Below are 20,313 nucleotides of genomic sequence, written 5' to 3' on the forward strand. Positions count from 1 at the left end.
ACTGCAATGGATGAGACCCCGCTGGGCCGCGCGGAGCCGGCTTTGCCGGTCCGCAGCGGCGCCCCCCGGGGGGAGGCGCGCAGCGCTTCGGGGGGAACCCAACCTCAGGGGATCAGCTTGGTAAGGAGGCCGGAGATGATGCTGTACAGGATTGCGCCCCCCACGGCCCACCAGAACCCGTTGACCTGGAAGCCCTTGAGCACGGAGCCCACGAACCAGAACAACAAGGCGTTGATGACGATGAGAAAGAGACCGAGGGTGACGATCGTGATGGGAAGCGTCAGCAGCACCAGAACCGGTTTGACCAGCATGTTCACCAGGCCCAGCACCAGCGCGGCGATGAGCGCCGATCCGAAACTGGCCACCGTGATGCCGGGCAGCAGGTAGGCAACGGCCAGCAGGGCCACCGCGTTCAGGATCCAGACGAGTATCAGTGTCACCATGTTCGAACTCCTGTATTGACGCTCCGCGGACCCGTGATCGCCAGGCGAAGACGGGCAAGCTCCGCGGACCGGAAAACCCGCGCCGACATGGCGCGGCGTTTTCCTATTGTGCTACATCAATCAATAGCGGTAGTGGTTGGGCTTGTAGGGGCCTTCGACCGGCACGCTGATGTAGTCGGCCTGATCCTGGCGCAGCGTCGTGAGCTTCACGCCGAGCTTCTTCAGGTGCAGGCGGGCAACCTTCTCGTCCAGGTGCTTGGGCAGCACGTAGACTTCGCCGGACTTGTAGGCTTCGTTGCGCGTGAACAGTTCGATCTGGGCAATCGTCTGGTTGGCGAACGAGGACGACATCACGAACGAGGGGTGGCCGGTGGCGCAACCCAGGTTCACGAGACGGCCCTGGGCCAACAGGATGATGCGCTTGCCGTCCGGGAAGATGACGTGGTCGACTTGCGGCTTGATCTCTTCCCATTGGCAGTCGGCCAGGCCAGCGACGTCGATTTCGTTGTCGAAGTGGCCGATGTTGCAGACGATGGCCTGGTCTTTCATGGCGTTCATGTGATCGCGCGTGATGACCTGGTAGTTGCCGGTGGCGGTGACGAAGATGTCGCCATGGGCGGCGGCTTCTTCCATGGTCACGACCTTGAAGCCTTCCATCGCGGCCTGCAGGGCGCAGATCGGATCGATTTCGGTGACCCACACCTGCGCGCGCAGCGCGACCAGCGCCTGGGCGCAGCCCTTGCCCACGTCGCCGTAGCCGGCTACGACGGCGATCTTGCCGGCGACCATCACGTCGGTGGCGCGCTTGATGCCGTCCACCAGCGATTCGCGGCAGCCGTACAGGTTGTCGAACTTGGACTTGGTGACCGAGTCGTTGACGTTGATGGCGGCGAACGCCAGCTCGCCCTTTTGCGACATCTGGTACAGGCGATGCACGCCGGTGGTGGTTTCTTCCGTGACGCCCTTGATCAGGGCCAGGCGGGTCGAGTACCACTTGGGATCGCGCTTCAGCGTTTCCTTGATGGCGGCGAACAGAATGCGCTCTTCATCGCTGCCGGGGTTGGCCAGGACCGACAGGTCCTTCTCGGCCTTGGTGCCCAGGTGCAGCATCAACGTGGCGTCGCCGCCGTCGTCGAGGATCATGTTGGCGTTCTGGCCATTGGGCCATTCGAAGATCTTGTGGGTGTACTGCCAGTACTCTTCCAGCGTTTCGCCCTTGACGGCGAAGACCGGCGTGCCGGACGCGGCGATGGCGGCGGCGGCGTGGTCCTGCGTGGAAAAGATGTTGCACGAGGCCCAGCGCACTTCGGCGCCCAGGGCCACCAGCGTCTCGATCAGCACGCCGGTCTGGATGGTCATGTGCAGGCTGCCGGCGATGCGCGCGCCCTTCAGGGGCTGCGATGCGGCGAATTCCTCGCGGATGGCCATCAGGCCGGGCATTTCGGTTTCGGCGATGGCGAGTTCGCGGCGGCCCCAGCCGGCCAGCGACATGTCGGCAACGAGATAGTCGGAGAAGGATTTATCAGTCACAGCGTTCATGGTGTGTAGGCTCCACGTGAATTACGAACGGCGCACGATATGGCCGGACAACGCGAAGACACCACGACAGTCGAGTGCTCGCCTTTCCCGCCATATGCGACAAAGGTGAGCGCCGTTGCTGTAGCGACGCGCTGGGCGCGGCGCTTGAACAAGGATTCCTGAGCCTGGCGAACCGGGTTCCGCATGGGGGTGGCCGCATGTCGGGAGCCGCAGGGTCGTCGCAACGCTCCTCAGGATTGCCGGGCATTGTACAAGGTTGCCGCGGCCTAGGGGTAGTTTCCCTGGCTTGCAGGACCAGATCAAAGGGGGGACGCCCACGCGCCCGCCGCCTCCCGGGCGCCGCCCTGCGTCAGCGGGACCAGCGCGGCCAGCAGGTCGGAAGCCACCGCATCCCAGCTTCGCGTCAGCGCGTGCGCGCGCACGGCGTGGCGGTCGAGCGGCAGCGCCGCCCGGCAGGCGTGCGCCAGGTCGTCGTCCAGGCAGCCCGTGACGCCCGGGTCCACCACCGCCAGTGGCGCCTCGCTGCGATAGGCGGCCACCGGCGTGCCGCAGGCCATGGCCTCCAGCATGACCAGGCCGAAGGTATCGGTCAGGCTGGGAAACACGAACACGTCGGCCGCCGCATAGAAGCCGGGCAACGCGCCGTCCTGCTGCATGCCCAGGAAGACGGCATCGGGAAAGCGCTTCTTCAGGCGGGCCTCGTCCGGCCCGGCGCCCACCACCACCTTGCTGCCCGGCAGATCCAGCGACAGGAAGGCGTCCAGGTTCTTCTCGCGCGCCACCCGGCCCACGCTCAGCCAGACCGGGCGGGGCAAGTCCGCGAACGCATCGCTGTGGGCGGGCTGGAACTTGCGGGGATCGACCCCGCGCGACCAGACCCGCAGGTTCGCCAGCCCGCGCCGCGCCAGGACGTCCCGCACCGTGGGCGTCGGCACCAGCACGCATTGCGAGGGCCAGTGGAACCAGCGCAGGTAGCGCCAGGGCAAGGCGGCGGGAATGCCCATGCGCGCCTGCAGGTAATCGGGGAACATGGTGTGGAACGACGTGGTGAAGCGCCAGCCCCGCGACAGCGCCATCCGGCGGGCCGCCAGCCCCAGCGGGCCTTCGGTGGCGATGTGCAGGGCGTCGGGCACCGTGTCGCCCAGGATGCGGCGCAACTGGCGCCCGGGCCGCAGGCACAGCCGCAGGTCGGGCTCGGAGGGCGCCGGAATGGTCCGGCTGCCCTGGGGGTTCACCACGATCAGCTCGTGGCCCCATTCACCCAGGATCTGTTGCATGGTCGTCCACGTGCGGACGACCCCGTTGACTTGCGGATGCCAGGCATCCGTAACCAGAACGATGCGCATGATGGAGCCGGAAGTGGGCAATAGCGCGATTTAGCCCGCGCCATGTGACATGCCCAAGACGGCGCGCTGGTTGTTGCGACCGGCTGCTGCCGCCCCGGGCCGCAGCGCCCTAGTTGTTGCGGCGCGGATACCCCTGCGCCTTGATGCGCACCCAGACTTCGCGCTTTTCCTCTTCCGTCATGAAGACCCAGTTGGCGACCTCCATGGCCGTGCGGCCGCAGCCCCGGCAGATGTCGTCGAACAGGGTGGAACACACCGCCACGCAAGGCGAATCCGTGGCTTTGAAGGCGCGTTGCGCGTCTTCAGGGTCAGGCAATTCGGAAAGATTGGCGAAGTAACGATTCATGGGGCGAAGGTTAACACCAGGGGTGCGTCCCTTTTTGGATAGCCCTATCGCCGGCCGTGGCTTGACGGCCGGTGGCAGGGACCGCGCGGGCCCCCGCTGACCGCCCCGACTCAGCGCCAGCCGAAGTATTCCCGCGCCTCGGCGAGCACGGCGTCCGGCGCTTCCTCCGCCAGATAATGCGCGCCAGGCAGGGGGCCGCCCGTCACGTCGTCCGCCACGGCGCGCCACAGGGCCAGCACGTCGAAGTTCCGGCCCACCGCCCCGCGCTCGCCCCACAGCGCGCGCACCGGCATGCGCAGGCGCTCGCCGGCCTCGCGGCCCGCCCGGTCGTGTTCCAGATCGACGGTGGCGGATGCGCGGTAGTCTTCGCAGATGCCGGTGGCCCAGCCGGGCTGGCGCGCCGCGCGTTCGTATTCCGCCATGGCCTCGGCGGAAAAATGCGCCAGCCCGCCGGGGCGCCCTCCCATCACCGAACGCAGGTAGAAAATGGGGTCGTGCTCGATCATGGTTTCGGGGACGGGCGCGGGCTGGATCAGCCAGAACCAATGGAAATAGGCCTGGGCGAAGGCGCGGGTCGTGCCTTCGTACATATCCAGCGTGGGCGCGATGTCCAGCAGCATCATGCGGGTGACGGAATCCGGATGGTCCAGCGCCAGGCGGTGGGCCACCCGGGCGCCGCGATCGTGCGCCAGCACGTCGAAACGCGCATGGCCCAGGCCGCGCATCAGATCCGCCATGTCGGCCGCCATGGTCCGCTTGGAGTGCGCCGTATGGTCGGCGCTGGCCGCCGGCTTGTCGCTGTCCCCGTAGCCTCTCAGATCCGCGGCCACGCAGGTGCGGTGCCGCGTCAGTTCGGCCCAGACGCGGTGCCAGATGGCATGGGTCTGCGGATGCCCGTGCAGCAGCAGCAAGGGCGGCCCCGAGCCCGCGATGCGGGCGGCGATCTGGATGCCGTTGGCCTGGATGCGGCGCACCGGCAGGTCGAAGAATGCGGTCATCGGCGTGGTCTCCAATGTCTGTGTGTTGAGATTCTGTTCACCCTGACGGGAGCGTTGCACAGGCCTCAGGCGGCGTCCAGCCGGTCGCGCACGCGGCGCGCCACGTCCTTCATCCAGGGAAAGCGCGCCCAATGACGCGCTTCGAAGCGCTCCACATCGGCCAGTTGCAGCAGCGACGCCCCCACCATGTCCTGCCCCTGCGCGAACATGCGGCGATGCCGGTCGGGCAGATCGAAGCCCGCCGTCCAGCCGTCGGCGGCGCGCACCTGGCCGGCCAGCAGGTCGATGCCGACGCGGTTGCCGGCCGCGGACGCATCGGTCACCCGCGCAAGCAGGGCGTCGACCGCCGCCGGCGGCAAGGTCACCAGCAGCAGGCCGTTGTTCAAGGCGTTGAAGTAGAAGATCTCGCCAAAGCTGGCCGCGATCACGGCGCGGATGCCGAACTGCTGCAGGCCCCACACCGCGTGCTCGCGGCTGGAGCCGCAGCCGAAGTTCGGCCCCGCCACCAGGATGGACGCCCCCGCGTAGGCGTCCTGGTTCAGCACGCAATCGGGCCGTGGCTCGCCCCGCTCGTCGAAGCGGAGGTCGTACAGCAGGCCCTTGTCCAGCCCGGCCTTGTCGATGATGCGCAGGAACTGCTTGGGCATGATCTGGTCGGTGTCCAGATTGGAATACGGCAGCGGCGCGGCAACGCCCTCGATCACGGCATTCATTTGGTGTCTCCCCATTCGCGCACGTCCACGATGCGGCCCGCCAGCGCGGCGGCCGCCGCCATGGCCGGGCTCATCAGGTGCGTGCGCCCTGCCCGTCCCTGGCGTCCCTCGAAATTCCGGTTGGTGGTGGACGCGCAGCGCTCGCCCGGCCGCAGCACGTCGTCGTTCATGGCCAGGCACATCGAACAGCCCGGCTGGCGCCATTCGAATCCGGCCTCGATCAACTGCGCGGCCAGCCCTTCCGCTTCGGCCTGCGCGCGCACCGCGCCGGACCCAGGCACCACCATCGCCCGCACGCCGGCCGCGACCTTCCTGCCGCGCGCCAGCCCCGCCACCACGCGCAGGTCTTCGATGCGGCCGTTGGTGCAGGAACCGATGAAGACCCGGTCGATCGGCACGCCGGCGATCGGCGCGCCGGCGGCCAGGCCGATATAGTCCATAGCCTTTTCCAGCGCCAGCCGGGCCAGCGTATCGGGTTCGGCCTGTGGATCCGGAACCCTGCCGTCGACCGGCACGGCCTGGTCCGGGCTGGTGCCCCAGGTCACGAATGGCGCGATCCCGGCCGCGTCGAAAGCATGTTCGATGTCGAAGCCGGCGTCGCCGTCCGTGCGCAGCGTGGCCCAGTACTCGCGGGCCTGGCGCAGCGCCTCGCCGTGCAGTTGCGGCGCATGCGCGGCGACATACGCATCGGTGACGGCGTCCGGCGCGATCAACGCGGCGCGCGCCCCCGCCTCGACCGTCATGTTGCACAGGGTCATGCGCGCCTCGGCGGACAGCGCGGCGATCGCCTCGCCGCAGAACTCCACGGCATGCCCGCGCGCGCCTTGCGCGCCAATGCGATGCACGATGTAGATGACGAGGTCCTTGGCCGACACGCCGGCCGGCAACACGCCGTCGACACGGATGCGCATGTTGCGCGCCACGCGGTAGACCAGCGTTTGGGTGGCCAGGATATGTTCGACCTCGGACGTCCCGATGCCGAAACCCAGGGCCCCCAGCGCGCCGTAGGTGGTTGTGTGGCTGTCGCCGCACAGCACCACCATGCCGGGCAGGATCATGCCGTGCTCGGGCGCGATGACGTGTTCGATTCCCTGCAGCGGGTCGGTGGTGTCGAACAGCGCGATGCGCGCCGCATCGCAATTGCGCTTCAGGTTGAGCGCCTGCCGCGACGAGGCGTCGTCGGCGATCACGCGCAGCGCGGCGGGCACCGGATGCGTGGGGATGATGTGATCCACCACCGCCATCTGCTGCCCGGGGCGCAGCACCGGACGTCCACGCGCGGCCAGGCCGCTGAAGGCTTGCGGACTGGTGTATTCGTTCATGATGTGCAGGTCGACGTAAAGCAGGACGTGCTCGTCGTCGATCCGGGCCACCTCATGGCTGGCCACCAGTTTGTCGTACAGCGTCATGCCGGGCATGTCTGGCTTCCTTGATGATGAATGCGCCCGCGGCACGCGCGGGCGGCTTGTATGGCGATCCGCAGGGGCCAGTCCTCGGCCCCTAGTTGGCCTGGATTCCCGCGTCCTTGACGATGCCGGACCACCGCGTCATTTCGGCGGCAACCATGGCGTCGGCCTTGTCCGGCGCGGAAATCAGGGGATCGAATCCCTCTTTTTGCATGCGCTGCGTCAGCTCCGGCGATCGCAGCGCCTCTCCCAGCTTGGCGTTCAACGTGTCGATGACCGGCTGCGGCGTGCCGGCGGGCGCGCTGATGACAAACCAGGTATTGAACTCATAGCCCGGCAGGCCGGACTCGGCGATGGTGGGCACATCCGGCAGCAGCGGCGAACGCTTGGTGCCGGTTACGCCCAGTGCGCGCAGCTTCTTGCCGTCGACTTGCGGCTTGGCGGCGGACAGCACCGGAAAGCTCATCTGCACCTGCCCGCTGATGGTGTCCAGCATGGCGGGGCCGCCGCCCTTGTACGGGACGTGCAGGATCTGCGTCTTCGACACGGACTTGAACAGCTCCGCCGCCATATGGAAGGTGCTGCCCGTGCCAGCGGAACCGAAGCTCAGATCGTTGGCAGGGCGGGCCCGCACGTAGGCCAGCAGGTCGCTCACCGAGGCCACCGGCAGCCCGTTGGTCACCGTCAGCACATGCTGGGACGTGCCCACCGTGCCGACTGAACGCAGGTCCTTGGCCGTATCGAACGGCATGGTCTTGAAGAGCGCCGGATTGATGGCCAGCGACATGGTGTTGATGCCGAGCGTATAGCCGTTGGGTTCGGCGCGCGCGACGGCCGCCATGCCGATGTTGCCGGAGGCGCCGGCGCGGTTCTCCACGATCACGCTCTGGCCCAGCGCCCGGCCCCAGGCGTCGGAGATCAGGCGCGCGGCGATGTCCACGCTGCCTCCGGGCGCGAACGGAACCACCAGCGTCACCGCGCGCTCGGGAAAGGCATTGGCGGCGGCGGCCGGATGAGCCCAACAGGATGCGGCGATGGCCGCGCACAATGCGCCGGCCCCTTTGCTTATCTTCATTTCTGGTCTCCTCGTCTGGCCGCGTCGGGCGGCTCTGTATCGGTGAGACCAGTGTATAGGCCGGGTGGGTTCTTATAATTCCGTGAAAACCTAAAGCTTTATTAAATATGATTTATAAATAAGCCTATGGACGCGCTCTCGGATCTCGCCTTCTTTTCCCTGGTGGTCAAGCACGGCAACCTGTCGGCCACCGCGCGTGAACTGGGGCTGACGCCGCCCGCCGTCAGCACGCGGCTGGCCAAGCTGGAACAGCGCCTGGGCGTGCGCCTGCTGAACCGCACGACCCGCCGGGTCAGCGTCACGCAGGAAGGCGAGCTGTATCTTGCCGAAGGCGGTCGCATCCTGGCCGATCTGGAAGCGCTGGAGCGCTCGGTTTCCAGCGCGCGCGCGCAGCCCCAGGGCCTGCTGCGGCTGAACGCGACGTTCGGCTTCGGACGCGCCCACATCGTGCCGGCCGTATCGGACTTCTGCCGCGAATACCCCGACGTGGAAGTGCAGATGCGGCTGACCGACAGGCCGCTGAACCTGATCGAGGAAGGCGTTGACGTGGCGGTGCGGTTTGGCGACCTGCCGGACGCGCGCCTGACCGCGCGCAAGATCGCATCCAACCGGCGGTTGCTGTGCGCGTCGCCGCGCTACCTGGACACCTACGGCGAACCCCGCACCCCCGGCGAACTGCAGCGCCACCGCTGCATCGTCGTGCGCGAGAACGACGTCGCCTACGGCACATGGCGGCTGGAATCGGGCCCGCGCGCGGAAACCGTGAAGGTGCGCGGTCCGGTCAGTTCAAACGACGGGCAGAGCGCGCTGGAGTGGGCGCTGGATGGCCACGGCATCGTCATGCGGTCCGAATGGGAAACGGCCGCCTACCTGCGCGCGGGCCGGCTGCGCGAAGTGCTGACCGACTGGCGCACCCCGCCCGCCGACATCCACGCGCTGTATCCGGAGCGGCTGAACCTGCCGGCCAAGACACTGGCCTTCGTGGAGTTCCTGTCGCGGCGCTTCGCCCGCCACCTGCGGGCGCCGGGCGCAGGCGGCACGGTCTGGTGAAGGCTCAGATTTCGTCGATGGGCGTGCTGGCGCCGGCGCCCGCGGGCGCGCTGTCCGCGCCGATGGCGTAGCGGTCGCGCGTCGTGACATAGAAGCTGGCCCCGAAGCGGCCCACCGGAAAGTAATCCTGCAGGCGCACCCGCCAGGTCTCCGTGTCGATCAGGCCGTCCCGCGCATGCAGCCAGCGCACCTGTCCAATGAAGATCTGCCGGCTGGCGGTCTCCATGGTTTCGAATAGCGTGCATTCGAACGCGACGGGTGCCTGCACGATGCGCGGCGGCGCCACGCGATGGCTGGGCGCCGCGTCCAGGCCCGCGTGCGCCAGTTCGCTGACGTCCGACGGCAGCCGGTCGCCGCAGCGGTGCATCTTTTCCGCCATGGCTTCGTCGGTCAGGTGAACCACGAATTCCTTGTCGCGCGCGATGTTGACGGCGGTGTCCTTCAGGCCGCCGTCCTCCAGCCGGTTGATGCTGACCATCACGATGGGCGGGTCTTCGCCCAGCATGTTGAACATGCTGAACGGCGCGGCGTTGACCACGCCGGTCTCGGACAGGGTGGTGATCAGCGCGATCGGCCGGGGCACGATCAGGCTGGCCATCAGCTTGTAGCGCTGATATTCGGTAATTGCGTCGAAATCGATTTCCATGTCAGGCCAGTCCCAGCATCTGGGCAAGGGTTTGAGCGGGTTGCGGGCGTTCCAGGCTGATCCGCCGTTCCAGGTCCGCAAGGTGGTTGTCGTTGATTTGCACGGCCTCGGCCACGTCGCCGCGCTCCATCAGGTCCACGATCAGCACGTGTTCGCCGTGTTCGCACGCGGCATTGCCGGGCGGTTCGTACAGGGCCACGATCAGCGAGCAGCGCGACACCAGCTCGGCCAGATAGCCGTGAAGGATCGTGTTGCCCGACAGCTCGCCCAGCCGGACGTGGAAGGCGCTGGCCTGCCGCGCCCAGGCGGGCTGGCCGGCCCGGTGCAGCAGCGCGTGCTCGTCGCGCAATTGCTTGCGCAGCGAAACGAAGTCGGCCTTGGTGGCGCGGGCCGCGGCCAGCGGCACCAGGGCGGCCTCCAGCGCACGGCGCGCCTGGAATATCTGGCGCGTGTCTTCGGGCGTGGGCTCGGCCACCACGGCGCCCCGGTTGTGGTGCAGATCCACCACATGCTCGTGCGCCAGGCGCTGCAAGGCCTTGCGCGCCACCGACCGCGACACCCCGAACAGGTCGCAGATCGCCGCCTCGGGCAGTTTGGTGCCGGGCGTCAGGCGCTGGCTCATCACGCTTTCATAAACCGCTTCGCAGATGCGGCGCTCCAGGTCGGCATCGGGATTGCCCGCGCCGGGCGCATCGGACCTGCCGCCGGCTTCTTGCTGGCCAGGCGCGGGTTCGTTCGCGGTCTTCGGCCGGGCGGTGCGGGGGGAGCGAGGTTTGGCGGGGCTTCGGGTGGACATGGATAACTCGGTTCAGCGGAGGAAACGGAATGGTCGGGGCGGCGCTAGGCGATGACGCCGGGCGGCAGGCTGTCCACATGGCGGCAGATCTGACCCGGCGTAGTGAACCAGATCTCGCCGCGGTCGCGCGCGGCGGCAAGCGGCGCCAACGCGCGCCGCAGGTGCCGCAAGCGATAGGGCTGGCCAACAATATAGGGATGCAGCGCGATGCCCATGACGAGCGGCTGGCGGGCCGCCTGCGCGCGCATTTCCTCGAACTGGTCAAGAATCATATCGGCAAAATCGCGCGCGTCCATCTTGCGGCCCATGATCATGGGAATGTCGTTGAGCTCCTGCGGATAGGGAATCGCCCACAGGTCGCCCGCGCGGGTGCGCATGCGCATGGGCTGGTCGTCGTGGCACCAGTTCAGCGTGTAGCGGTAGCCCGCCTCGGCCAGCAGGTCGGGCGTGGAGCGGCTCTCGGAGATCCACGGAGACAGCCAGCCGGCGGGCTCGCTGCCGGCGTGCCGCAGGATGCGGTCGCGGCAATGCGCGAGCAGCGCCCTTTCCTCGGCCTCCGGCAAGCCGCCCTGCCGGTGCGCGTTGCTGTAGCCGTGCCCGATCAGTTCGTCGCCGCGCGCATGAAAGGCGTCCACCAGTTCCGGGCAGTGCTCATACAGCGCGGTGTTGATCAGGACACCGGCAGGCAGGCGCAGCTCGTCGAACAATTCCAGGCAGCGCCAGGCGCCCACGCGGTTGCCGTATTCGCGCCAGGCGTAATTGAGCACGTCGGGGTGCGGCGATGCCGGGCCCAGCTCTGCGCCCAGTCCTTCGCCGAAGGCGAAGTGTTCGATGTTGAAGCCCAGGTACACCGCCAGGCGGGCGCCGTTGGGCCATGAATAATCCGCCCGCCCGGCAATCGGCTGGTAGGGAAAGCGGTCATGGCCGGTCAACGGGGCCGGCGTCCAGGCGGACGCGCCGTCACGCCCCGGTTTAGTGCCTTGAAGCGAAGATGGGTTCATTTTGGTGCAAATCCCGATGCATGATTGTGAACAAAACTGCTGATGTTTTGGCGACAAAATTTATTTGTGATGTGAACTGCCCTGGCAACTCCGCGCCGTATTCCCCGCCCCGCCCCACGGTGGCGGGGCGGCGGCGATGCTCGGCGAGCCGGTCGGATCGGGTGGCATGGATCTTGCATGGGGAACCAGAGCAGCACTTAACCCCATGCAAGATTCATTCCACTTTTTCCAGGAGTGCCCGATGATCCCGACCCGCCGTTCCTTCATGCTCCGCGCAACCGCCGCCGCCCTCTTCGCCGCGGGCTTCGCCCTGCAACCGGCACTTGCCGCGGACCCGATCAAGATCGGCCTGATCACCGCGCTGTCCGGAGAATCGGCGCGCGCCGGCGAAGCGCTGACGCGCGGCATGACCGTGGCCATCGATGAGATCAACGCGCGTGGCGGCCTGCTGGGCGGCCGCCAGATCGTGCTGGTGCGGCGCGACGACGAAGGCAATCCCGCCAAGGGCATGGCCGCGGCGCGCGAGCTCATCTACAAGGAAAAGGTGGCCGTGCTGTTCGGCGGCCTGGACACGCCGGTCTCGATGGCCATCGTGCCCATCGCGAACCAGGAGAAGGTGCCGTTCATGGGCCCGTGGGCCGCCGGCACGGCCATCACGCAGAACAAGGGCAATCCCAATTTCGTGTTCCGCGTGTCCGCCATGGACGAGATCGTCGACAGCGCAATGGTGCAGTACGCGCAGAAGACCTTCCAGAGCGCCAAGCCCGGCATGATCCTGGTGAACAACCCTTGGGGCGAATCCAACGAAAAAGGCCTGAACGCCGCGCTGGCCGCGGCCAAGGTCACGCCCGCCGGGGTCGAGAAATTCCAGCCCAACGACCTGGACATCGTGCCCCAGCTCAGCCGCCTGAAGGCCGCGGGCGCCGACACCCTGTTCCTGGTCGGCAACGTGGGACCGTCGGCTCAGGTCGTGAAGTCGCTGGACCGCATGGGCTGGAAGGTGCCGGTCGTGTCGCACTGGGGGCCCGCGGGAGGCCGTTTCACCGAACTGGCGGGTCCGAACGCCAAGAACGTGCATTTCGTCCAGACCTACAGCTTCTTCGCCAAGCAGGGGCCCGTGGGCGACAAGGTCATGCAGGCGCTCAAGACCAAGTACGCCGACATCAAGGGGCCGCAGGACATCACGCCCGCCGTGGGCGTGGCCAACGCCTACGACGGCATGCAGCTTGCCGCGCTGGCCATCGCGCAGGCGGGCTCCACCGACGGCGACGCGGTGCGCCAGGGCTTCTACAAGATCGGCACGTACGAAGGCCTGATCAAGACCTACGAACAGCCCTTCACGCCGGCCTCGCACGACGCGCTGCGCGAGGACGACTACGTGTGGACGCAGTTCATCGACAACCGCATCCTGCCCGTCAAGGGCGCGCAGTAAACCAGCCGGATCACGCGGGAGACGCGCATGTTGTTGATGTCCGCCATTGTCAGCGGCCTGGGGTTGGGAAGCATGTACGGGCTGATGGCCCTGGGCTTCTACCTGACCTACGCCGTATCGGGCACGGTGAATTTCGCCCAGGGCAGTTCCATGATGCTGGGCGCCGTGCTGACCTACACGTTCGCCCAGACGCTGGGCTGGCCGCTGGCGGCCGCCCTGCCGCTGGCGCTGGCGTTCTGCGCGCTCTATGGCCTGGTGGTGGAGCGGCTGGCGGTGCGGCCCTTCGCCAGCCGCGGCTCCAATGCCTGGCTCATGTCCACGGTGGCGCTGGGCATCGTGCTGGACAACGTGGTCATGTTCACCTTCGGCAAGGAGCCGCGCAGCCTGCCATCGCCGCTGGCCCAGGCGCCGCTGGAGATCGGCGGGCTGGGCCTGGGCGTCTACCCCTTGCAACTGCTGATCCCGCTGGTGGGCCTGGCGCTGGCCGCCGCGCTGCATGCGCTGTCGCGCCGCACCCGCTGGGGCGTGGCGCTGCTGGCGGTCGTGCAGAACCCGAACGCGGCGCGGCTGATGGGCATTCCCGTGCGCCGCGCCATCATGGCCGCCTTCGCCGTGTCGACGCTGTTCGCGGGCGTGGCGGGCGCGCTGGTCGCCCCGCTGTTCAATGTGCAGGCCGACATGGGCACCCTCTTCGGCCTGAAGGCCTACGTGGTCGCCATCCTGGGCGGCATCACCAGCGCGTGGGGCGTGATGATCGCCGGATTGCTGTTCGGGGTGGTCGAAGCGCTGATCACCGTGGCCCTGGGCTCCGGCTACACCCAGATCATCAGTTTCACGCTGGTGATCGTCATGTTGGCCGTGCGCCCCAACGGCCTGTTCGGGCACGCCGAAGTAAGGAAGGTCTGATGAACAAGCACCTCGCAACGCGCTGGCTGCCGCTGGCGCTCTATGCCATGCTGGCCGCCGCCGCCCTGGTCCTGGCCGCCACGGTCAATGGCTACTACGTGTTCGTGCTGGGCAACGTGGCGCTGCTGGCGCTGGCCGGCATCGGTCTGAACGTGCTCCTGGGCCTGACCGGCCAGATGTCGTTCGGCCACGCGGGCTTTTATGCCATCGGCGCGTACACCGTGGCGATCCTCACCGGCCAGGCCGGGTGGAGCTTCTGGCTGGCCTGGCCGGCCGCGGCGCTGGTCTGCGCCGCGTTCGGCCTGCTGCTGGCCGTGCCGGCCCTGCGCGTGAAAGGTCCCTACCTGGCGATGATCACCATTGCCTTCGGCCTGATCGTCGAGCACGCGCTGATTGAAGGCGGATCGTTGACCGGCGGGCAGAACGGCCTGATGGGCATCGCGCAGCCCGCGCTGGGCGGCATCGGCGGTGACCGTGGCGTGGCCATGCTGGCCATCGTGGCCGTGTTCGCCGCGCTGGCGGGCTATGCGCTGCTGTCGCGCGGCACCTGGGGCGCCGCGATGCGCGCGGTCAAGGACAGCGAGACCGCCAGCGAGTCGATCGGCATCAACCCGCTGGCGGTGAAAGCGGCGGCGTTCATGGTGTCGGCCGCCGTGGTCGGCCTGGCGGGCGGACTCTATGCCCCGCAGGCCGGCATGATCACTCCGCACAATTTCAACTTCATGCAGTCCATCCTGTTCGTGCTGGCGGTGACCATCGGTGGCGCCGGCTCGCTCGCGGGCCCCTTGCTGGGCGCCGTGGTGGTGGGCCTGCTGCCGGAGATGCTGTCCAGCCTGGAGGAGTACCGGCTGCTGTTCTTCGGCGCCTTCCTGCTTGTGGTGCTGTGGGCCGCGCCCGACGGCGCGGCGGGCCTGCTGGCGCGCTGGCGGCGCGGCGCCGACGGCCGCGCGCTGGCGCCCCGCCATGGCGCCATGCCCGCCACCGGCCGGCCGCGGCGGCTCTTGCAGGCGGATGCGCTGACCATGACGTTCGGCGGCGTGCGCGCGGTGCAGGCCGTGTCGTTCACGGTGCCGCCCGCCGCCGTGACTGCCCTGATCGGGCCCAACGGCGCGGGCAAATCCACCGTCATCAACATGCTCAGCGGCTACTACCAGCCCACCAGCGGCGCCGTGGCGCTGGGTGGCCAGGCGCTGGCCGGACTGCCGGCCCATCGGGTGGCGCGCGGCGGCATCGCCCGCACCTACCAGACCTCGCAGCTGTTCGACACCCTGAGCGTCGAAGACAACGTCGCGCTGGGCATGCTGCGCGGCCGCCTGGGCGGCCTGCTGGCCTCGCGCCGCTACCTGGCCGCCGATGTCCGCGAACGCGCGCGCGCCCTGCTGGCATTCTGCGGCTACGAAGGCGCCCTGAACGTGCCCGCCGCGGATCTGCCGCACGTGGACCGGCGGCTGGTCGAGATAGCCCGCGCGCTCGCCACCGACGCCGACATCCTGCTGATGGACGAACCCGCGGCCGGCCTGTCGCGTGAAGACAAGACGCGGCTGGCAGGGCTGTTGCGGCGCATTGCCGAAGCCGGCGCGGGCGTCCTGCTGGTCGAGCACGACATGGCGCTGGTGATGGGCGTGTCCGATCACATCGTCGCCATCGACGCCGGCCGCGAACTGGCGCAAGGCAGCGCCGCCGAGATCCAGCAATCCGCCGCGGTGCGTCAGGCCTATCTGGGCGACGAGACGGCGCGCCGCGCGCCCGCCGCGCCGACCCGGCCGCCGGGTGCCGCCCTGCCGCCCGAAGTCCTGGGCGTGGGCAATCTCACCACCGGCTATGGCGCCAACCCGGTGCTGCACGGCATCGATCTGCAGGTCAGGCAGGGCGAAATGGTGGCGCTGCTGGGCGCCAACGGCGCCGGCAAGTCGACGCTGATGCGCACGCTGGCCGGGTTGCACCGGCCCGCCCAGGGCGGCATGCATCTGCAGGGGCAGGAACTGCACGGCCTGGCCGCCGACCGCATCGTGGCGCGCGGCCTCGTGCTGGTACCCGAAGGCCGTCAGGTGTTTCCGGGCCTGAGCGTGCTGGACAACATCCGCCTGGGCGCATTCCTGCATCCGCAGGACCGGGACGAGCGGGTCGAGGAAATGCTCACGCGTTTCCCGCGCCTGCGCGAACGCCTGCACCAGCGCGCCGGCCTCTTGTCGGGCGGCGAACAGCAGATGTTGGCGATTGCGCGCGGGCTGATGTCCAAGCCCGTCATCCTGTTGCTGGATGAGCCGTCGCTCGGCCTGGCGCCGAAGATCATCGACGAGCTGTTCGAGGCCCTGGACCGGCTGCGCGCCGAATCCATGACCATCCTGCTGGTGGACCAGATGGCCGCGCTGGCGCTGTCCCTGGCCGACCGCGCCTATGTGCTGGAATCCGGCCGCGTCGCGGCGCATGGCAGCGCGGCCGACATCGCGCAGGACGGTGCATTGGCCCGCGCGTATCTGGGCGCGTAGGTGGAATGAACTTCGGCACTCCCTGTTGCCGCCGGATAGGCGGTGGTCAATCCCATGGATTGATGACTGTCACGCCCGTGGGCTTGAAATCCGCCACGTTGCGCGTGACCACCGCCATGCCGTGCACGAGGGCAGTTGCCGCAATGAGCGCATCGCGTTCGCCGCGCTTATCGGGTACGTGAAGTCGAGCGCAGCGCAGCGCCACAGCGGTATCGACAGGCAACGTGCGGCCCGAGAACTCAGGCAATACATGCTGCTCCAGCCATGAGCGCAACATGGCCCCTTGAGCGGCATCTTTGCGTTCCATCGCCAGGACGCCGAGCTCCAGCTCCAGGATGGTGATTGCCGAAACGAAAAGATCGGCGGCATCAACGCTTTCTGTCCACGCCGAAACCTTCGCTTCGACCTTTCCGAGCCGCACCTTGCGCAGTTCTGACACCACATTGGTATCGAGAACGTACATCATGCCAAATCAACCGGCCGGGTTCCGATAGTCGTGCGCGGTGGGTCAAATTCTATGTCAGCCACGCCCGGCATTGCCAGCGCATCCGCGATGTTGCGACGCTGCCTGGTGAGCCGTTGATAATCCTCGAAGCTCAAGAGCACATGAGCAGGCCTGCCTCGGTCCGTAATGAACACCGGGCCGTCGTTGGCTGCTTTCTTTGCACGGCTGACGTCTTGGTTCAACTCACGGCTCGATAAGGTGGTAATGGTCATGTAGCGCCTCCGTGCAAGTATTTGTAGGTACATTACTACATGAAAAACACCGGCGCAAGAACCCCGCAGCCCCAATGCAAGACGCCCCCGCGTCCGCGGGGGCGTCTTGTCGAATCAGGCCGTGAATCACGACCGATTCAGGGGGTGTCTTTGTCAGACGGACTTCTTCAGTTCCTGGACCTTGTCCGTGGCTTCCCACGAGAACTCCGGCTCCGAACGGCCGAAGTGGCCATAGGCGGCGGTCTTGGCGTAGATCGGGCGCAGCAGGTCCAGCATGTTCACGATGCCCTTGGGGCGCAGGTCGAAGTGCTCGCGCACCAGCTTGGCGATCTGGTCGTCGGGGATGACGCCGGTGCCTTCGGTGTAGACGGTGATGTTGATGGGTTCGGCCACGCCGATGGCGTAGCTGACCTGCACCTGGCACTGGCGCGCCAGCCCGGCGGCCACGATGTTCTTGGCCACATAGCGGGCGGCATAGGCGGCCGAACGGTCGACCTTGGACGGATCCTTGCCCGAGAAGGCACCGCCGCCGTGGGGGCAGGCGCCGCCGTAGGTGTCGACGATGATCTTGCGGCCGGTCAGGCCGCAATCGCCTTGCGGGCCGCCGATGACGAAGCGGCCGGTCGGGTTGACCAGGAACTTCGTTTGCGGCGTGATCAGGCCCTCGGGGAAGCTGGGCTTGATGATGTCTTCGATGACCGCTTCGCGGATGGTCTCTTGCGTGACCTCGGGCGCGTGCTGGGTCGACAGCACCACGGTGTCGACTTCCGCCGGGCGGCCGTCGATGTAGCGGAACGTCACTTGCGACTTGGCGTCGGGACGCAGCCACGGCAGGCGGCCGTCCTTGCGCAGTTCGCTCTGGCGCTGCACCAGGCGGTGCGCGTACCAGATCGGAGCCGGCATCAGGTCGGGCGTTTCATCGCACGCGTAGCCGAACATCAGGCCTTGGTCGCCCGCGCCCTGGTTCAGGTAGTCTTCCGAGCTGCGGTCCACGCCCTGCGCGATGTCGGGCGATTGCTTGTCGTAGGCGACCAGCACCGCGCAACCCTTGTAGTCGATGCCGTACTCGGTGTTGTCGTAACCGATGCGGCGGATCGTGTCGCGCGCGACCTGGATGTAGTCGACGTTGGCGGTGGTGGTGATTTCGCCAGCCAGCACGACCAGGCCCGTGTTGCACAGCGTTTCGGCTGCGACGCGCGCGTTGGGATCCTGGGTGAAGATGGCGTCGAGAATCGAATCGGAAATCTGGTCGGCGACCTTGTCGGGGTGCCCTTCGGATACGGATTCGGAAGTAAAGAGAAAATCGTTATTGGCCACAGATGCGTCCTTGGTGTCCGGCCTTGCCGGCGCTTAGGTTCACGAGGCGCGTTGCACCCCGTTTTGGCATGGCATACACCATCTGGGCGCGACGCTTTAGCGGATTTGGCAATGGCCGCGCAAAACGCCGCACCCTTGCCGTCGCCCCGCAAGTTGTCGGTTAACTCGGCGACTGAGGGCATTTTAAGCGAAAATGCCGTTCCTATGCTCGCGCTCGGGGTGTATGCATATTCCTCGAGCACCGGTATTACTCTGCCCGTTCTCACCCTTTTGCCGAATGCTGCTCCCCCTGTTCCGCCTCTTCGCCGCCTTGCCGCTCCCCGTCGCGCACGCCATCGGGCGGGTCGCGGGCCGCGCCGTCTACGCCTGGCCCGGCAAATACCGGCGGCGCCTGCAGGCCAACGCGGCCCAGGCCGGCTACCCCGGCGCGGCGTTCGCCCGCCGGGCCGCGGCCGAAACGGGCGCCATGATCCTGGAAAACCCCCGCGTCTGGTTCCGCAACAAGGAAAGCCTGGCGCAGGTGGTGTCGGACGATAACGACGTGGTCGCCGCCGCGCGGGCCGAAAAGCGCGGCATCCTGTTCCTGACGCCGCATCTGGGCTGTTTCGAGATCACCGCCCGCTACCTGGCCCGCCAGATGCCCATGACGGTCATGTTCCGGCCGCCGCGCAAGGACATCCTGGCCCCCTTGCTGGAAACGGCGCGCAACAGCTCGGACGTCAATGCCGTGCCGGCGAACATGCAAGGCGTGCGGGAATTCGTGCGCGCGCTGCGACGGGGCGAATCGGTGGGCATGCTGCCCGACCAGGCGCCCAGCGTCGGCGACGGCGTGTGGGCGCCCTTTTTCGGACGCATGGCCTACACGATGACACTGCCGGGCAAGCTGGCCACCCAGACCAACGTGCCCATCATCCTGACCGCCGGAGAACGGCTGCCCAATGGCCGCGGCTGGCGCATCCACTATGTGCGCGTACCCGAACCGCTGCCCAACGACCCCGAGTCCCAGGCCGCGCAGCTCAACGCCGCCATGGAAACGCTGATCCGCCGCTGCCCCGAGCAATACCTCTGGAGCTACAACCGATACAAGACGCCGCGAGGCGCCCCGCCGGCGCCCGGCGCCGACACGGCGTCCACGGCAGGCTGAATCCGCCGCACCTGCCGCGGCCCGGCCCAACCCCTCATACCATGACTGATTTCAAAACGCGCGCACTGGTTTCCCTGCTGAAGTGGTTTTCCCGCATGCGGCCCTCCACCCGGCAGCGCGTCGGCGCCTGCCTGGGCTGGCTGGGGCTGCGGCTGGCCAAATCGCGCGCGCACATCGTCCGCCGCAATCTTGCCCTGTGTTTCCCGGATCAGCCCGAGGCAGTCCGCGAGCGCATGGCGGCCGACCACTTCCGCGCACTGGCCCAATCCATCGTGGATCGCGGCGTGCTTTGGTACGGCTCTGCCGAGGCCGTCAAAGACCTGGTGACCCAGACTGGCGCGGAGCAGATCAACGCGCTGATTGCCCAGGGCCGCCCCGTGATTCTGCTGGCGCCGCATTTCATCGGGCTGGACGCCGCCGCCACCCGGCTGACGCTGGAGCTGCCCAGCTCCGCCACCATGTACACGCCGCAAAGCGATCCCCGCATCGATGCGGTCGTTTCCGCCGGACGGGCCCGCTTCAACGAGGTGTTCCAGGTCAGCCGCAAGGACGGCGTGCGCGAACTGATCCGTCACCTGCGCGCGCCCCGGCCCGTCTACTACCTGCCGGACATGGATTTCGGCCGCCAGGGGGCGGTCTTCGTGCCTTTCTTCGGCGTCCAGGCAGCCACGCTGCTCGCCACCGCGCAACTGGCCAGGAAATGGAACGCCGCCGTGCTGCCCATCCTCGGCTTCTGGAACCCGGATACCGGCCGCTACCATATGGACGTCCTGCCCCCGCTGGCGGACTTCCCGGGCGATGACACGCTGGAAGACGCCACCGCCAGGTTGAACCGGGAACTGGAATCCTGGGTGCGCCGCTGCCCCAGCCAGTACTACTGGGTCCACCGCCGCTTCAAGACGCGTCCGCCCGGCGAGCCCAAGCTCTACTGACGCCCGGCGCGCGCCGC

At 67.8% G+C, this 20,313-nt stretch carries 20 protein-coding genes and 1 riboswitch; of the genes, 6 read left to right on the forward strand and 14 right to left on the reverse strand.

The genetic code is table 11. The features are described 5' to 3' along the window. Positions 1 to 104 precede the first annotated feature (104 nt). The 8 genes from ASE30_RS18715 to ASE30_RS18750 all read right to left on the reverse strand — a co-directional run bounded on the left by ASE30_RS18715 (position 105) and on the right by ASE30_RS18750 (position 7,866). Positions 105 to 440, reverse strand: coding sequence for a phage holin family protein (locus ASE30_RS18715; protein WP_056327402.1), 336 nt, complete (start codon positions 438 to 440; stop codon positions 105 to 107). Between the two features lie 123 nt (positions 441 to 563). Then, positions 564 to 1,982: an adenosylhomocysteinase gene (gene ahcY, locus ASE30_RS18720; protein ID WP_057285756.1), complete on the reverse strand. Its 1,419-nt coding sequence runs from the start codon at positions 1,980 to 1,982 to the stop codon at positions 564 to 566. A 100-nt stretch (positions 1,983 to 2,082) separates the two neighbouring features. Next, a riboswitch (S-adenosyl-L-homocysteine riboswitch) is annotated at positions 2,083 to 2,220 on the reverse strand. Between the two features lie 61 nt (positions 2,221 to 2,281). Next, a complete protein-coding gene (locus ASE30_RS18725) occupies positions 2,282 to 3,328 on the reverse strand; it encodes a glycosyltransferase family 1 protein (protein ID WP_057285757.1) in 1,047 nt (348 codons plus the stop codon). Between the two features lie 109 nt (positions 3,329 to 3,437). Beyond that, positions 3,438 to 3,674 carry a DUF1289 domain-containing protein gene (locus ASE30_RS18730; protein WP_057285758.1) on the reverse strand — a complete coding sequence of 79 codons (237 nt, stop codon included), beginning with the start codon at positions 3,672 to 3,674 and terminating at the stop codon, positions 3,438 to 3,440. 110 nt (positions 3,675 to 3,784) lie between these two features. Then, on the reverse strand, positions 3,785 to 4,672 hold the full coding sequence (locus ASE30_RS18735; RefSeq protein WP_057285759.1) for an alpha/beta fold hydrolase: 888 nt from the start codon (positions 4,670 to 4,672) through the stop codon (positions 3,785 to 3,787). Between the two features lie 65 nt (positions 4,673 to 4,737). Beyond that, complete coding sequence (gene leuD, locus ASE30_RS18740; protein ID WP_057285760.1) at positions 4,738 to 5,385, reverse strand: 3-isopropylmalate dehydratase small subunit; 648 nt, start codon at positions 5,383 to 5,385, stop codon at positions 4,738 to 4,740. Beyond that, entirely contained in the window at positions 5,382 to 6,803 is a 1,422-nt protein-coding gene (leuC, locus tag ASE30_RS18745; RefSeq protein WP_057285761.1) for a 3-isopropylmalate dehydratase large subunit, read from the reverse strand. The genes leuD and leuC overlap by 4 nt, the downstream gene beginning before the upstream one ends. Positions 6,804 to 6,885: 82 nt before the next feature. Next, positions 6,886 to 7,866: a tripartite tricarboxylate transporter substrate binding protein gene (locus tag ASE30_RS18750; RefSeq protein WP_057285762.1), complete on the reverse strand. Its 981-nt coding sequence runs from the start codon at positions 7,864 to 7,866 to the stop codon at positions 6,886 to 6,888. 126 nt (positions 7,867 to 7,992) lie between these two features. Here ASE30_RS18750 and ASE30_RS18755 point away from each other — a divergent pair, with 126 nt between their 5' ends. Beyond that, entirely contained in the window at positions 7,993 to 8,916 is a 924-nt protein-coding gene (locus ASE30_RS18755) for a LysR family transcriptional regulator (RefSeq protein WP_057285763.1), read from the forward strand. A gap of 4 nt (positions 8,917 to 8,920) precedes the next feature. On the opposite strand, the gene ASE30_RS18760 is transcribed toward ASE30_RS18755, so the two are convergent. The 3 genes from ASE30_RS18760 to ASE30_RS18770 are packed head-to-tail and all read right to left on the reverse strand — an operon-like array spanning position 8,921 to position 11,359. After that, positions 8,921 to 9,562, reverse strand: coding sequence for a flavin reductase family protein (locus tag ASE30_RS18760; RefSeq protein ID WP_057285764.1), 642 nt, complete (start codon positions 9,560 to 9,562; stop codon positions 8,921 to 8,923). 1 nt (position 9,563) lies between these two features. Further along, positions 9,564 to 10,358 carry a GntR family transcriptional regulator gene (locus tag ASE30_RS18765; protein WP_057285765.1) on the reverse strand — a complete coding sequence of 265 codons (795 nt, stop codon included), beginning with the start codon at positions 10,356 to 10,358 and terminating at the stop codon, positions 9,564 to 9,566. A 44-nt stretch (positions 10,359 to 10,402) separates the two neighbouring features. Further along, positions 10,403 to 11,359: a polysaccharide deacetylase family protein gene (locus ASE30_RS18770; RefSeq protein ID WP_057285766.1), complete on the reverse strand. Its 957-nt coding sequence runs from the start codon at positions 11,357 to 11,359 to the stop codon at positions 10,403 to 10,405. A gap of 241 nt (positions 11,360 to 11,600) precedes the next feature. On the opposite strand from ASE30_RS18770, the gene ASE30_RS18775 reads away from it, so the two are divergent. The 3 genes from ASE30_RS18775 to ASE30_RS18785 are packed head-to-tail and all read left to right on the forward strand — an operon-like array spanning position 11,601 to position 16,186. Continuing rightward, positions 11,601 to 12,791, forward strand: coding sequence for an ABC transporter substrate-binding protein (locus tag ASE30_RS18775; protein ID WP_057285767.1), 1,191 nt, complete (start codon positions 11,601 to 11,603; stop codon positions 12,789 to 12,791). Positions 12,792 to 12,818: 27 nt separating this feature from the next. Continuing rightward, positions 12,819 to 13,697 carry a branched-chain amino acid ABC transporter permease gene (locus ASE30_RS18780; protein ID WP_057285768.1) on the forward strand — a complete coding sequence of 293 codons (879 nt, stop codon included), beginning with the start codon at positions 12,819 to 12,821 and terminating at the stop codon, positions 13,695 to 13,697. Then, positions 13,697 to 16,186, forward strand: coding sequence for an ATP-binding cassette domain-containing protein (locus tag ASE30_RS18785; RefSeq protein ID WP_057285769.1), 2,490 nt, complete (start codon positions 13,697 to 13,699; stop codon positions 16,184 to 16,186). The genes ASE30_RS18780 and ASE30_RS18785 overlap by 1 nt, the downstream gene beginning before the upstream one ends. A 46-nt stretch (positions 16,187 to 16,232) precedes the next feature. Here the strand turns inward: ASE30_RS18785 and ASE30_RS18790 are convergent, their stop codons facing one another. The 3 genes from ASE30_RS18790 to metK form a co-directional block, all read right to left on the reverse strand. Further along, the gene (locus ASE30_RS18790; RefSeq protein ID WP_200964446.1) at positions 16,233 to 16,652 is read right to left on the reverse strand and encodes a type II toxin-antitoxin system VapC family toxin; all 420 of its coding nucleotides are present in this window, start codon (positions 16,650 to 16,652) and stop codon (positions 16,233 to 16,235) included. Then, positions 16,649 to 16,903, reverse strand: coding sequence for a type II toxin-antitoxin system Phd/YefM family antitoxin (locus ASE30_RS18795; RefSeq protein ID WP_057285771.1), 255 nt, complete (start codon positions 16,901 to 16,903; stop codon positions 16,649 to 16,651). The genes ASE30_RS18790 and ASE30_RS18795 overlap by 4 nt, the downstream gene beginning before the upstream one ends. Before the next feature lie 153 nt (positions 16,904 to 17,056). Then, complete coding sequence (gene metK / locus ASE30_RS18800) at positions 17,057 to 18,220, reverse strand: methionine adenosyltransferase (RefSeq protein WP_057285772.1); 1,164 nt, start codon at positions 18,218 to 18,220, stop codon at positions 17,057 to 17,059. Positions 18,221 to 18,497: 277 nt separating this feature from the next. Here metK and ASE30_RS18805 point away from each other — a divergent pair, with 277 nt between their 5' ends. Both ASE30_RS18805 and ASE30_RS18810 read left to right on the forward strand, forming a co-directional pair. Then, positions 18,498 to 19,364 carry a lysophospholipid acyltransferase family protein gene (locus ASE30_RS18805; protein WP_057285773.1) on the forward strand — a complete coding sequence of 289 codons (867 nt, stop codon included), beginning with the start codon at positions 18,498 to 18,500 and terminating at the stop codon, positions 19,362 to 19,364. 41 nt (positions 19,365 to 19,405) lie between these two features. Next, entirely contained in the window at positions 19,406 to 20,296 is an 891-nt protein-coding gene (locus ASE30_RS18810) for a lysophospholipid acyltransferase family protein (protein WP_057285774.1), read from the forward strand. The last annotated feature ends 17 nt before the right edge of the window (positions 20,297 to 20,313 follow it).

This window comes from Achromobacter sp. Root83 (genome assembly GCF_001428845.1).
GTDB lineage: Bacteria > Pseudomonadota > Gammaproteobacteria > Burkholderiales > Burkholderiaceae_B > Achromobacter.

Coding starts and splice junctions, on each gene's coding strand:
- leuD (WP_057285760.1), bottom strand. CDS start 5,385: ATGAATGCCGTGATCGAGGGCGTTGCCGCGCCGCTGCCGTATTCCAAT.
- ASE30_RS18760 (WP_057285764.1), bottom strand. CDS start 9,562: ATGGAAATCGATTTCGACGCAATTACCGAATATCAGCGCTACAAGCTG.
- ASE30_RS18795 (WP_057285771.1), bottom strand. CDS start 16,903: ATGACCATTACCACCTTATCGAGCCGTGAGTTGAACCAAGACGTCAGC.
- ASE30_RS18810 (WP_057285774.1), top strand. CDS start 19,406: ATGACTGATTTCAAAACGCGCGCACTGGTTTCCCTGCTGAAGTGGTTT.
- ASE30_RS18750 (WP_057285762.1), bottom strand. CDS start 7,866: ATGAAGATAAGCAAAGGGGCCGGCGCATTGTGCGCGGCCATCGCCGCA.
- ASE30_RS18785 (WP_057285769.1), top strand. CDS start 13,697: ATGAACAAGCACCTCGCAACGCGCTGGCTGCCGCTGGCGCTCTATGCC.
- ASE30_RS18755 (WP_057285763.1), top strand. CDS start 7,993: ATGGACGCGCTCTCGGATCTCGCCTTCTTTTCCCTGGTGGTCAAGCAC.
- ASE30_RS18790 (WP_200964446.1), bottom strand. CDS start 16,652: ATGATGTACGTTCTCGATACCAATGTGGTGTCAGAACTGCGCAAGGTG.
- ASE30_RS18770 (WP_057285766.1), bottom strand. CDS start 11,359: ATGAACCCATCTTCGCTTCAAGGCACTAAACCGGGGCGTGACGGCGCG.
- leuC (WP_057285761.1), bottom strand. CDS start 6,803: ATGCCCGGCATGACGCTGTACGACAAACTGGTGGCCAGCCATGAGGTG.
- ahcY (WP_057285756.1), bottom strand. CDS start 1,982: ATGAACGCTGTGACTGATAAATCCTTCTCCGACTATCTCGTTGCCGAC.
- ASE30_RS18775 (WP_057285767.1), top strand. CDS start 11,601: ATGATCCCGACCCGCCGTTCCTTCATGCTCCGCGCAACCGCCGCCGCC.
- ASE30_RS18735 (WP_057285759.1), bottom strand. CDS start 4,672: ATGACCGCATTCTTCGACCTGCCGGTGCGCCGCATCCAGGCCAACGGC.
- ASE30_RS18730 (WP_057285758.1), bottom strand. CDS start 3,674: ATGAATCGTTACTTCGCCAATCTTTCCGAATTGCCTGACCCTGAAGAC.
- ASE30_RS18780 (WP_057285768.1), top strand. CDS start 12,819: ATGTTGTTGATGTCCGCCATTGTCAGCGGCCTGGGGTTGGGAAGCATG.
- ASE30_RS18765 (WP_057285765.1), bottom strand. CDS start 10,358: ATGTCCACCCGAAGCCCCGCCAAACCTCGCTCCCCCCGCACCGCCCGG.
- ASE30_RS18805 (WP_057285773.1), top strand. CDS start 18,498: ATGCTGCTCCCCCTGTTCCGCCTCTTCGCCGCCTTGCCGCTCCCCGTC.
- ASE30_RS18725 (WP_057285757.1), bottom strand. CDS start 3,328: ATGCGCATCGTTCTGGTTACGGATGCCTGGCATCCGCAAGTCAACGGG.